Genomic DNA, 11,267 nt, shown 5'->3' with positions numbered 1-11,267 from the left:
TTTAAATAGAATAGGAGTAAATCAAATGACAAAAAAATTACAGTTATCAGCCGAAGAAATGCGTCAGTTAGGATATCAAGCGGTTGACTTGATTGTTGATCATATGAATCATTTAAAAAGTAAACCAGTTTCAGAAACGATTGATAGTAATATTTTTAGAGACAAGCTAATTGAAACGATTCCGGAAAACGGATCTAATCCAAAAGAATTACTTCATTTTCTTAATAACAATGTGTTTAATCAAATTACTCATGTGGATCATCCTCATTTTATGGCTTTTGTGCCAGGTCCTAATAATTATGTTGGTGTATTAGCAGATTTTTTAGCAAGTGGGTTTAATGTATTTCCTACAGCTTGGATAGTAGGTGCAGGTGCCGAACAAATTGAATTAACGACAATTAACTGGTTAAAATCAATGCTAGGATTCCCTGATTCAGCTGAAGGACTATTTGTCAGTGGTGGTTCCATGGCTAATTTGACTGCACTTACTGTAGCGAGACAGGTCAAGCTGAATAATGACATAGAAAATGCGATTGTTTATTTTTCTAACCAAACTCATTTTTCTGTAGATCGAGCACTTAAAGTATTAGGTTTTAAACAGCATCAAATTTGCCGAATTGAGACAGATGAAGACTTAAAAATTTCAGTTAGTACTTTAAGAAAACAAATAAAAGAAGATCGATTAAAAGGGAAAAAACCATTCTGTGTTATTGCTAATGCAGGGACAACGAATTGCGGAGCGGTGGACTCCCTCGATGAATTGGCTGATGTATGTGGTGATGAAGATATATGGCTACACGTGGATGGGGCTTATGGGGCTGCAGCAATTCTCAGTGAAAAAGGGAGGGAGTTATTAAGTGGAATTCATCGTGCCGATTCTTTAACGTTAGACCCGCATAAATGGCTTTTTCAGCCTTATGATGTTGGTTGTGTACTTATTCGAAATAGCCAATATTTAAGTGAAACATTCCGTATGATCCCAGAGTATATTAAGGATACAGAAACTAATATAGAAGAAAAAGTGAATTTTGGGGAGCGTGGAATTGAACTTTCTCGTAGATTTAGAGCATTAAAGGTATGGCTTTCTTTTAAAGCATTCGGAGTTACAGCTTTTCGTGAGGCAATTGATCATGGCATTATGCTAGCTGAACAAGTTGAAGAGTTTTTAAGGAAAGAAAAAGATTGGGAAGTAGTAACACCTGCCCAATTAGGAATTGTTACTTTTCGTTATATTCCATGTGAGCTAACATCTACAGATACAATTCATGAAATAAACAAAAAATTGGTGGAAGAAATTAATCAAAGAGGATTTGCTATGCTAAGTACGACTAAATTAAAAGAAAAAGTAGTAATTCGACTTTGCTCTATCAACCCAAGAACAACAAAAGAAGAAATACTTCAAATCATGATGAACATAAAAGCATTAGCAGAGGAAATAAACACATCGCCTAAACATCTTATATCTGTTTCTCAACCTTGATATATTAGGCGGATTTTACATATTAATAGCCGATTCTTATTTAGAATCGGCTATTATATTTAAATGATAAATACATATATACTATTTATAAGTGTTTCTCTTGTAATGGGATTAAGCCTCAACCTTGGATACTCGTTTGAAACCAGTCTTTATTGCTTGTACTATTTCGTTCACAGCATAAATAGATACATCGGCATTTGGATTTAACCCTTCAAACCAGTGATAGGCATTTGGATATAAATGAAACTCCACATCAACACCAGCTTGTGCTAGTTTGCTTACATAGGTTAATGTTTCGCTGCGGAATGGATCTAATTGACCAACAAATGTGTAAGTATACGGTAAGTCACTATAATCCTCAGCTCGAGAAGGTGCTGCATAGGCAGGGATTTGATCCGTTCCATACATTTCTCCTAAATACATTTTCCAGCCAGCCTCATTTGCCTTTTGGTTCCAAACAAATCCCTCTTTAATTTCATTCGCTGAAGGTGTATCATTTCTGTCATCAATCATTGGATATAGTGGCATTTGTAAACAAATTGAAGGATATTTTCGATCTCGTGCTAATAATGATAATGCTGCTGTTAGTCCACCGCCAGCGCTTACTCCTGCAACCCCAATTCGATTCGAATCAATGTTTAATGAATTTGCATTATCAGCAATCCATTTTAAAGCTGAATAACAATCCTCAATTGGTGCTGGGTAAGGGTGTTCAGGTGCTAAGCGGTAGTCTACAGACACGACCACACAGCTAGCTTCTTTTGCAAACCTCATACAAGTATCATCGTTATCATCTATAGACCCTAAGATATAACCTCCACCATGTATCCATAATAAGACAGGTAAAGATTCATGATTTGATTTTGGACGATAAATTCGTAATGGTAACGGATTATCATCAGGCCCAACAATGACTTTATCTGTTAAAGAAAGAGAGTCATCACCAACGGTAGGTGGTCTCATTTGAGCTATTCCTTCTCTGATTGATTGCAAATTTTCTGGGCGTAAATCGAGATCCGGAAACATCTCTAACCCTTGTAATAATTCTGGATTTACTCTAGTTTTCATTTTAGCACCTCTATTTGTAATTGTTTTCAAATAAATGAAGTGTATTCTAAGTAGTTTAATTGTGAAAGAACACCACAATTAAATTGTAAATTGGATATGTTATAACGGTCGACAGAATATTCGGAAACTAAAACCTTTCTCAAGAAGGAGTTTCATGCAATCAATAATACAAGTAGTGGATTTAAGAGCAAAGTGGTTTAATGTCGTTGTAATTATGTACATTAGAAAAATTTCTTTTTGAGTCTAGAAAAGGATTAGATTCTTTTCTAGACTCATGAAGAATTATGAAAAGCAAAATTTTATAGATAGTTATCTTAAAAATAAACAAAGAGAGAAGAACTAACCAATGTTCTTCTCTCTTTTTCATATGTAATTAGGGTATCCATAACTGTAAATACGGATGGTATAGATTTATGGATGAATAATTTATTTTTAAATTAATAACGTAATACATAAAGATTTTTGTATGTAATATTGCATATACAGGGACCACTGGTGAAAATGCTGAGCAATGTTTTTCCATATGGTAAATTAGTTCCTTAGTTATTTATTTTATTTCATTTTCAATCGTGTAAGGCTTGGGGCTAAGATTTACAAAGGTGACTAGTAAAAAATATAACAATATAAGTATAAGATTTTGTACTTAGTAATCTCACAATTTAAGGCATGACATTGGATAAGTGTGAGGAGTTCAATCGATTTTGAATAAAATCAATAGTATCAGTTGCAATTTTTTTACGTTTAAGAACGATTCCGGCATGCCCACATTTATAAATATATCGTGTAGGTCTTTCCCAAGATTCCCACAAGTAGTCTGTATCCTCAGAATGCACATATAGATCATGCTTACCTGAAATTAATAAAATATTTTCTTTTTTTACTTTTGGCAATGCTTGACTCGGTTCAGTGATTTTCCAATAATCTATTAAATCATCATACGTAACACCATGATGTTCCAAGTCTTCTCTAATAAATTTACCTGGAGTTGTATTCCAAATAGAATAAGAAAGTCGATTTGCATAGAAAATGGATGCTAACACATCAATTTCTTCTTCAACAAGAGAGGTTAAGTTAGTAATAAATCCGCCTAAACTAATTCCTATTAGAATCAGGGTCCCCTTTTTATTTGCTTTAATCCATTTAATCAAAGCTCGTAAATCAGCTACCGCTTGTCTAGTTGCTTGTAATGTTCGTTCAATATTTGCACTTACCATATACTCTCCACTGAATAAGGATTGATCGGGTTTTCTTTCAAAATGATAGGGTAGAGTGAAATAATACATATTCCACTTCAGGCTGGTCATATGATCGTGGAATATTTTTTTCACACGTTCGTTAGAATCCATTCTCCAACCGTGAACAAAGATAACATGAGGTGCATTTTCATTTTCATGTAAGAATAATTCCCCAGTTACAGAGTCGTTGCGTGAATCACCGGATTGAACCGAACTTTTATAGTTGAATTGCCCAACCATGTATTCATTTTCCTGCTTTGAATGCTTAATGTCAAAATGAAAATGTGATGGTTTTACTTTATAAAAAGATTCTATGTTCTTTATATTTAATGAAGTGTTAGAAAGGGAAGTAAACTGAAATGCTACACTTCTTTTTTTGTGTAAATCATATAAGGCGTACCGATCAATGAGTTTTGAAAAAATCAAATTAACCTCCTCCAAAATACATATTGTTTAAAACATAGACAAAATTTATGTTTTAAATTAATTAGGAAATATTCTCTTTTCCTAATAGTAGGTGCTTGAATTATAAAAATAGGTGATAAATTTGTATATTATATTATAAATCGTGCAATAAAATAAAACTATAAATAATTTATATTAAAATTTAAGAAGAATGTTAACTTGTTTCTTTTCTTATTAAAAGATGTAATTTCTATGAGGAACTTAACAATTCCCATCTAGATATTCACAAATAGCTTCTCTATATTTATTGTATAGAAATTATACAATAAATATATTTTTTATATTATATACATTAAATTAAGCTTAACCTCTTTTTCTATAAGTCTCTTAAATTGACTAACTCCTTACCAATATTCAAAAACGACTGCATTTTTGAATTTGTGTTCTAGTTTTTCTTGAACAGGTAAATGAATAACTACACATAAACTCCTTATATCTCTAGTTAAACTACCGATTAGCTCCATATAAACTCTAGATAACCTATATAGAATACAAGTTATCAAGGAGGTAAGAAAAATGAATTTTATGAAACGAGCAATTCTCAGTATGAAAAAAAGGATAGGAACATCATTAATTTTGATGGCAGTTTTTCTGATTGTTACAAATTTGGTTCTTTCAGGTTACACAATCCAAAATGCATCAAAAAAAGCAGCGGATGCTGCAAGAAAAAAACTTGGTGCAGATGTTACTTTAGGTCTTGATTTCGACAAAATAGGTCAAAAAGCTAAGGAAACTGGAGAAATGCCAAATCCGCCGCAGCTCGATGCAAAAGAAACAAATCAATTAGCGAAGTCCAAGTATGTAAAAGATTATAATTACATAGCTAACACTTTCGGTATTTCTGATGGGCTTAAACTAGTAGGAGCTTCAGAAGGAGAAGAAGAAGGAAAAGGTAAAGTGGGAATGACGGCTGCGCGAGGCGGTTCAAGTTCTGGTACAGAAATAGATATGAATGCTTCTTTTATGATTGAGGGAGTTCGCAAGACTGCATTACAAGAAAGCTTTAAAAACGGAAAAAGTAAAATCATTGATGGAAAACCAATAACAGAGCAAATGAAAGATCAGAATGTAGCTTTAATGGAAAAACGATTAGCGGAATTAAACAATTTGAAAGTAGGAGACAAAGTTAAAGTACAATCAGGGGATAAGAAGGAAACTCTTGAGGTTGAAATTATCGGCATTTACGAAACAAATGAGCAAGCAATGGGTCAACAGGCTCCTCCTATTATGGATCCAGCTAATAAACTATATATGCCGCATTCAACTATGAAAAAATTAGAAGTAGACCAAGGTATAAGTAGTGGTCAAGTCGTGTATTTCTTGAATGATCCACAATATATTGATGCATTTAAAAAAGAAGCAAAAAAATCTAACATTGATTTTAATTATTATAAATTAGATGCGCATGATTCATTGTACAAGCAAATGATTGGTCCTATCGAAAATATCTCTTCGACTTCTCAAATGATTATTTATATTGTATCGATTGCAGGTGCAATTATTTTAGGATTAATCATTATGCTATCAATTAAAGGACGTCGTAAAGAAATGGGAATTCTATTGTCTATTGGAGAGAAAAAGTGGAAATTGATAGCGCAATTCGTAGTAGAAGTAGTGTGTGTCGCTATTTTAGCATTTGGATTATCCATAACAACAGGAGCTAAAGTTTCTCAATATATCGGAGATAATTTACTTTCGAATGAAATTGCTACTGCAAGCGAAGAAACAGATACTTCGCAACATGGTACTGTAATGATGGCTGGATCTGGTGGTACTCTACAAAATCAAAAAGAAGATCCAATTGATAAAATTGATGTAAGTGTAACAGGAGAAGATGTAGGGAAAATGGGTGGAATTGGACTAGCTATTGCTATAATAGCAACGCTTCTTCCAGCATTATCTATTCTACGTTTAAACCCAAAACAAATTCTTTTAAAAGATGAATGAGGAGGCTTAATATGGAGACGATTTTACAGTTTAAAAATTTGGATTATTATTATGAAAGTAATGGGAAAAATGTAGCGATACTAGATAATGTTAACTTTTCTTTTCAAAAAGGACATTTCTACACGATTTTAGGACCATCTGGATCTGGTAAAACCACAACTCTGAGCTTAGGTTGTGGACTGGACGTCCCTAAAAATGGTTATGTACTGTATAATGGCAAAGATATTAGAAAAATTGGTTTGGATCGATACCGTAATCAAAATGTATCTGTAATTTTCCAATCTTATAATTTGATAACCTATATGACAGCTCTTCAAAATGTCTTAACAGCAATGGAAATTACGGGTGTTAAAGTGCAAAATAAAACAGCAAGAGCATTAGAATTGTTAGAAAGGGTAGGACTCACAGAAGTTGAAGCGAAACGAAACGTCCTGCAACTAAGCGGTGGACAACAACAGCGTGTAGCAATTGCTCGAGCACTATCTTGTAATGTTGATTTACTGATTGCAGATGAGCCGACAGGAAACCTCGACGAGGAAACTGCAATGGATATAATAGAACTATTTCAAGAACTTGCACATAAAGAGAATAAATGCATTATTGTTGTGACGCACTCACAGGAGGTTGCTAAAAAATCAGATCGTGCAGTGTATTTAAGTAAGAAGAAGTTGGTCGTAAATGAAATCTAATATAAACATCGTAGCTTTTTAATTCACATAATTTTCAAAATCTAGACCTTTCAAAAGCTTATATTTGATTTATAATAAAATCAAGCCATAATCAAAATGGTCTCCCTGTACTGAATGTTAAAATAGTTTGTTGTTCCCGTTTTAATAATATAATAAAAAGAACTTGTAGGATATTCTACAGGTTCTTTTTATTATAATTGGTTACCTATATCATGGGATAATCACACATAAAAAACGGGACATTACCTAGATGTATGACCTAAATATCGTCCCGTTTACCTACTCTGTATAGTTATTGCAGAATTAAACCTACAATCATAATTAAACTAAATACTATTATCCAACCAAACGCACAATAGCCAAAAATTCTAATCCATTTAGGTAATTGATGCATGTTAATTTTATTTGTGGGAACTCCTTGCATAGAAAACATCATTTTTTGATCTCTATCTCTATTATTTTGTTGTTCATACATACTATCATCACCTTTCCAGAACTATTGCGTTTATAGTATATCAGCCTAAAGAAAATTATGTACAGAATAAGAAGGGATAGCATAAATATTATGTGGTGAATTTTATAAATAAATGCATTTAATTGCCATGGTTCTAAGCGCTAATAGAGCACTACATAAATAGGACTCATTTTCTTCAAATATTAAGTTGCTGGATATAGATCAGGACCAAGGTAACGTTCTTTTATAATTTGAAGATGATGAAGCTCATGACCAGCAATAATGTATGCTAATGCACGAACTGTAACTTCAGAATTATTCGCATTTCCTCTTTGTGACCAAGCTTCTTTATCTAAGCTTCTAAGTAAATGCAGGGTAGATTGGCGAACAACTATTAAATTCCCAAGAAGATCTTGCATAGATTGCTTATCAAAAGCAGCTCTAAGAACATACATATCATCAAATGAAAAACCTGTTAATAAGTTTATACTTACTACAAAAACAAACAAACTCGTCCTATTTAAAGGAGAGTTTGTTTGTTTTTATGTTTAGATAATGGAATACTCATGCAAAATTGCACACTATGTTCCATATTTTTCATTGAATACTTTATATCTAGTGTTTCAAGAATTTGTTTAACAATATATAGCCCCAAACCATTTCCTCCAGTATTTCGATTTCTTGATTTTTCAATTCGATAAAATGGTTTGAAAATTTGTTGTAAATCTTCATCTTTAATATTGACACCTGTATTTATAATTTGCATTTTGATTTGACCTTGTTTCGAATCCTCATTTAACTTTATATAGACTTTTTCATTATGTGGTGAATACATAACCGCATTGTGTATAATATTTTTACATGCTTTTTCTAAAAGAGCACAATCTGTATAAATAGAAAGGTCAAAATCAATTTCTTTTATTATTTCGATGTTTTTTTGAGAAGCAAAAAATTCGAGATCTTTTGTAATTGTACCTATTAATTTTGAAAGATTAACTTTCTCTACTTTTAGTTTGAAGGTGTGTTGTTCTAATTTCGATACGCTTAAAATTTCACGAACTAATTGTTCCATACTTTCAATAATTTGATGATTTTTCTTTAAATATTGATCGCGATTTTGATAAGGGCCAATATTGTATATCATTCCTTCTAAGTATCCTTTCATTACAGTAAGAGGGGACTTTAATTCATGTGCTACAATCGCAAAAAACTCTCTGCGTTTTGTTTCTATTTCTCTTTCTTTTTCAATATCATTTTTTAATTGTTCATTTGCTTTTTTTAAATCAAACATAGCTTGTTGCAAGTTAATAGACATGTCATTCAAACTATTAGATAATTCTCCTAACTCATCTGTAGAGCGAACCTCAATTTTTTCGGAGAAATCTAAATTTGCCATCTTTTGTGCACCTTCATTAATATAAATAAGTGGCTTTGTAATAAACCTGGAATAAAAATAAGCACTTCCTATACCAATAACGAGCACAATGATACTAATATAGGGGAGAAAGCGTACTAAAACCTGTGAAGCTTCATCAATCGGTTGAAATGTAGCAAACACTATAAGCGTTAAACTACCATCTTGAAATTGAATTGGTTTCGTAACATTATATGAATTGCTGAGGGTACTTGCATTCTCGAATCGTGTTGCTTTAGTAACTACTGTTTTTTGCGTACCACTTTGAATAAAAGAAAATGAAGGAGAGTAAATAATTACTCCTTCTTTATTTTGAAGATAAAGCATCGCATTATTTTTTTTTGCGTATTCATCAAAAAGTGGTATCGCATCTTGAAACGTAAGATTTTTAGACTTATCAATGATTTCGTTTATCCCTGTTTGAAGTTGATCTGTTTTATATTGCTCATAAAACGTAGGGAGAAAGAAGTATAAAGTTAAATAAATCAATACTGCAAAGGATAATAAAATGAGAGATGTAGTCATAAAGAGTTTATAAGTAATTTGCTTCATTTTCATGAGTTTCACAATACTATTCATCAATTTTATAACCAATACCCTTTATTGTTTTAATATAAGGGATAGCTAATTTTTTGCGTAGGTTTTTAATATGTGTATCAATTATTCGTGTTTCTCCAAAATAATCGTAACCCCAGACTTTCTCTACGATATTTTCTCTTGTGAGTACTTTTCTCTCATTTTGAAATAGTAGTTGTAGAATTTCAAACTCTTTTGTCGTTAATATAATTTCAACGTCATTTACATATACTCTATATGCATCCACATCAATACGCACTTCTTTAAATATCAAATGATTATTTACATTTTTATCATAACTTCTTCTAAGTACAGCTTCGACTCGTCTAATCAAAACATGAAATGAAAAGGGCTTTGTTATATAATCATCGATCCCAAGGTCGAATCCTTTCATTTGATCTTCCTCTTCTTCCAACGCAGTTAGCATAATAATTGGTACGTTTGACTGACTTCGAATCATTTTAGAAACTTCAAACCCATTAAGATTGGGCATCATGACATCTAGAAGAATTAAATCAAATGATTGCTTATTAAATTGTGTCATACCCTCTAGTCCATCTGAAGCGACTATCACTGTATAATGCTGCGTCATTAAAAATTGTTTAATTAATTCCTGAATTTCTTGATCGTCCTCTACCACGAGAATATGATAGTTTTTCATAATATCACCTCTGGTAGTCATTATAGCCGTACTATCTGGAGTTTATGTGGAGATACAATAGGAACTTCATAGGACGTTTAACGTATTAGCTTCATTTTCAAGAATGTGTATTCTCCAAAAAAATATGATTAGCCATATTCCTTTTTATGAAAAAATAATTGTATGCTTGAAAAAACTTATCGTATGAAAAGCTGAACGATTTATATTTCTAAAAAACCAATGTATAATATTAGGAACTGCATGTGATTTCTTAAACTGTGTGAACATATACTTTCGCTACTTACTAGAAGGGGAAACGGAAATGAATTTCAATATAAAAAAAGCTAGCGAAATTATAGAGTGTACTTCACAAACTTTAGAGTTTTTTGCTAATTTAGTAAACGATTAAGGTGTGAACTAAGGATTATTTAAATCATGCGAGAAAGGTTGTGAAATTATTTGATGGGTTATAAAGCGATGCTGTTTGATTTAGATGATACATTACTTGATAGGGATAAAGCAGTAGAGGCATTATTTTTAATTGTTTTAGAAAAGTGTTATGAAAATGTAGATGGTGCGGCTAAAAGCAACATGTTACAGAAATTCAAAGAATACGATAAAAGAGAATATGGCATAAGTAATAAAACGACAGTTTTAGAATCATTGTTTGATGAATTCACGCCAAGGTATAGATTGCCACGCAATTACATCCAAGATTTTTGGAATAATAATTTCCCTAGATGTTTTTCAATAGACCAAAATACTATTCATTTCTTAAATCAAATAAAGAAGCGCTTTAAAGTTGGAATTATAACAAATGGCTCAACTCAGAGGCAAAAAGCTAAAATATTTAACACGAATTTAAATAGGTATTTTGAAACAATCATTATTTCTGAAGAAGTGGGATTTAGTAAACCTGATAAACGTATATTCGAACTAGCATTAGATAAGCTAAATTTACAACCGGAAAATACTTTATTTGTTGGGGATGACTTAGAAAAGGATATTGCTGGTCCTCAAAATGCAAATATAAAAGGTGTGTGGTTTAACCCTCAGAAAATCAAGAATACTACCAAAATACAACCATATGCCGAGATTAACACTTTGGATAGTTTGTTAAGTTATGTTACTCCACAATATTTTTATAACAAGTAAAAGTAATTCCATATATATATTCAAAAATATAAAAAAAGAGAAACTATCATTAATTTCATTGACCGTATTAGTAATAAAAAATATGTATTTACAACAAAAAATAGAGGCTATTTTAATAGCTGAGGCTAATTTAATCTATGATTA

9 protein-coding genes and 1 pseudogene are annotated in these 11,267 nt (G+C 31.8%); 4 read left to right on the top strand and 6 right to left on the bottom strand.

What is annotated here, in order from left to right:
* Positions 1 to 25 precede the first annotated feature (25 nt).
* The gene (locus ACS2CR_RS09290; RefSeq protein WP_000162820.1) at positions 26 to 1,480 is read left to right on the top strand and encodes a pyridoxal phosphate-dependent decarboxylase family protein; all 1,455 of its coding nucleotides are present in this window, start codon (positions 26 to 28) and stop codon (positions 1,478 to 1,480) included.
* A gap of 111 nt (positions 1,481 to 1,591) precedes the next feature.
* On the opposite strand, the gene ACS2CR_RS09285 is transcribed toward ACS2CR_RS09290, so the two are convergent.
* Both ACS2CR_RS09285 and ACS2CR_RS09280 read right to left on the bottom strand, forming a co-directional pair.
* A complete protein-coding gene (locus tag ACS2CR_RS09285; protein ID WP_016110109.1) occupies positions 1,592 to 2,548 on the bottom strand; it encodes an alpha/beta hydrolase in 957 nt (318 codons plus the stop codon).
* 659 nt (positions 2,549 to 3,207) lie between these two features.
* On the bottom strand, positions 3,208 to 4,209 hold the full coding sequence (locus ACS2CR_RS09280) for an alpha/beta hydrolase (protein ID WP_000577705.1): 1,002 nt from the start codon (positions 4,207 to 4,209) through the stop codon (positions 3,208 to 3,210).
* Between the two features lie 555 nt (positions 4,210 to 4,764).
* Here ACS2CR_RS09280 and ACS2CR_RS09275 point away from each other — a divergent pair.
* Both ACS2CR_RS09275 and ACS2CR_RS09270 read left to right on the top strand, forming a co-directional pair.
* Positions 4,765 to 6,195 carry an ABC transporter permease gene (locus tag ACS2CR_RS09275; RefSeq protein ID WP_001010232.1) on the top strand — a complete coding sequence of 477 codons (1,431 nt, stop codon included), beginning with the start codon at positions 4,765 to 4,767 and terminating at the stop codon, positions 6,193 to 6,195.
* 11 nt (positions 6,196 to 6,206) lie between these two features.
* Positions 6,207 to 6,884, top strand: coding sequence for an ABC transporter ATP-binding protein (locus ACS2CR_RS09270; protein ID WP_000447855.1), 678 nt, complete (start codon positions 6,207 to 6,209; stop codon positions 6,882 to 6,884).
* Between the two features lie 292 nt (positions 6,885 to 7,176).
* Here ACS2CR_RS09270 and ACS2CR_RS09265 read toward each other — a convergent pair whose 3' ends face one another.
* From ACS2CR_RS09265 to ACS2CR_RS09250, 4 genes and pseudogenes are all read right to left on the bottom strand, one after another.
* A complete protein-coding gene (locus ACS2CR_RS09265; protein WP_000273232.1) occupies positions 7,177 to 7,359 on the bottom strand; it encodes a hypothetical protein in 183 nt (60 codons plus the stop codon).
* 182 nt (positions 7,360 to 7,541) lie between these two features.
* Positions 7,542 to 7,817 (bottom strand): annotated as a pseudogene (locus tag ACS2CR_RS09260) (DinB family protein); the annotation flags it as partial.
* A gap of 41 nt (positions 7,818 to 7,858) precedes the next feature.
* On the bottom strand, positions 7,859 to 9,331 hold the full coding sequence (locus ACS2CR_RS09255; RefSeq protein ID WP_001084896.1) for a sensor histidine kinase: 1,473 nt from the start codon (positions 9,329 to 9,331) through the stop codon (positions 7,859 to 7,861).
* Complete coding sequence (locus tag ACS2CR_RS09250) at positions 9,324 to 9,989, bottom strand: response regulator transcription factor (RefSeq protein ID WP_000800726.1); 666 nt, start codon at positions 9,987 to 9,989, stop codon at positions 9,324 to 9,326. The genes ACS2CR_RS09255 and ACS2CR_RS09250 overlap by 8 nt, the downstream gene beginning before the upstream one ends.
* Positions 9,990 to 10,430: 441 nt before the next feature.
* On the opposite strand from ACS2CR_RS09250, the gene ACS2CR_RS09245 reads away from it, so the two are divergent.
* Complete coding sequence (locus ACS2CR_RS09245) at positions 10,431 to 11,123, top strand: HAD-IA family hydrolase (RefSeq protein WP_000540717.1); 693 nt, start codon at positions 10,431 to 10,433, stop codon at positions 11,121 to 11,123.
* Positions 11,124 to 11,267: the final 144 nt, after the last annotated feature.

Origin of the sequence: Bacillus cereus group sp. BceL291 (assembly GCF_051776705.1) — a bacterium.
Taxonomy (GTDB): Bacteria; Bacillota; Bacilli; order Bacillales; family Bacillaceae_G; genus Bacillus_A; species Bacillus_A cereus.
The sequence above is the reverse complement of the archived record's forward strand: the minus strand, read 5'-3'. Positions and strand labels throughout refer to the sequence as shown.

What these genes read in the sequence shown, in the direction of transcription:
- ACS2CR_RS09290 (WP_000162820.1), top strand. Translation starts at nt 26, where the DNA reads ATGACAAAAAAATTACAGTTATCAGCCGAAGAAATGCGTCAGTTAGGA.
- ACS2CR_RS09285 (WP_016110109.1), bottom strand. Translation starts at nt 2,548, where the DNA reads ATGAAAACTAGAGTAAATCCAGAATTATTACAAGGGTTAGAGATGTTT.
- ACS2CR_RS09275 (WP_001010232.1), top strand. Translation starts at nt 4,765, where the DNA reads ATGAATTTTATGAAACGAGCAATTCTCAGTATGAAAAAAAGGATAGGA.
- ACS2CR_RS09270 (WP_000447855.1), top strand. Translation starts at nt 6,207, where the DNA reads ATGGAGACGATTTTACAGTTTAAAAATTTGGATTATTATTATGAAAGT.
- ACS2CR_RS09265 (WP_000273232.1), bottom strand. Translation starts at nt 7,359, where the DNA reads ATGTATGAACAACAAAATAATAGAGATAGAGATCAAAAAATGATGTTT.
- ACS2CR_RS09255 (WP_001084896.1), bottom strand. Translation starts at nt 9,331, where the DNA reads ATGAATAGTATTGTGAAACTCATGAAAATGAAGCAAATTACTTATAAA.
- ACS2CR_RS09250 (WP_000800726.1), bottom strand. Translation starts at nt 9,989, where the DNA reads ATGAAAAACTATCATATTCTCGTGGTAGAGGACGATCAAGAAATTCAG.
- ACS2CR_RS09245 (WP_000540717.1), top strand. Translation starts at nt 10,431, where the DNA reads ATGGGTTATAAAGCGATGCTGTTTGATTTAGATGATACATTACTTGAT.